Origin of the sequence: Streptomyces sp. SID14478 (genome assembly GCF_010548525.1) — a bacterium.
Taxonomy (GTDB): Bacteria; Actinomycetota; Actinomycetes; order Streptomycetales; family Streptomycetaceae; genus Streptomyces.
In genome coordinates this window covers 1-722 of record NZ_JAAGMG010000288.1, presented here as the reverse complement: position 1 = coordinate 722, position 722 = coordinate 1, and the positions used below count along the sequence as shown (strand labels likewise).

The 722-nt window shown below is 76.2% G+C and carries 2 pseudogenes; one reads left to right on the top strand and one right to left on the bottom strand.

The annotated features are described in order from the left end of the window. Positions 1 to 313 (bottom strand): annotated as a pseudogene (locus tag G3I40_RS09875) (DNA-binding protein); the annotation flags it as partial. 157 nt (positions 314 to 470) lie between these two features. Between G3I40_RS09875 and G3I40_RS09870 the strand changes: the two are divergent. Beyond that, a pseudogene (locus tag G3I40_RS09870) lies at positions 471 to 722 on the top strand (hypothetical protein); the annotation flags it as partial.

The following is a 722-nucleotide window of genomic DNA, read 5'->3' as shown; positions in this document are numbered from 1 at the left end:
GCAGCGCCTCGGCGGTGTGCTCGCCGGGCAGCAGCGCGAGCAGCGCCGGGTACGACGACGGTTCCGGGGCCACCGCGAGGGCCTGCGCCACCTGTTGCGTGAAGCGGTCCAGGCGGTCCAGGGCGCGGACCACCGAGGCGCGGGTGCCCGCGCGGGTCGCGAGCTGGGTCAGGTCGCCGGGGACCGGGCCGAGCAGATCCGGGCGGGCGCGCAGGAGGCGGGCCAGGGAGGCGTCGTCCCTGGCGCGGAGGGCTTCCGCCAGGGAACGGGGGGCCGTGGCGGCCGCTGCCCGGGTCTGCTCGTTGGGGCTCATCTGACCCACGGTAGCGGCCCGGTCGGCCCTCGCGGGGAAGGGGCAATGCGAGGCCCTGTGGCGTGGGCCGGCCGCGGGCCCCTGACCTGTGCCCCGTCGGTCGGTGGTATCCGCGATACCGTCGACTCATCAACTGCTGCACCCCGGAGGGGACTTCGTGGGGATCGAGAGTGATCAGCTCGTCTTCGACTATCTGAGCCGGGTCGGCGACCTGGCCCAGCAGCGCCAGCTGCCGTCGGCGACCCGGATGCGCCTGGTGACCGAGTTGCGGGGCGAGATCGACCGGCACCGCGCCGGGACGACCGTCGACAGCCCGGCCGCCGTGCGCCGCATCCTGGACCGCCTCGGCACCCCGGAGGGGATCGTCACCGGGGCGCAGAGCGGGGCGGGCGGCACGGCCGCGGACCCG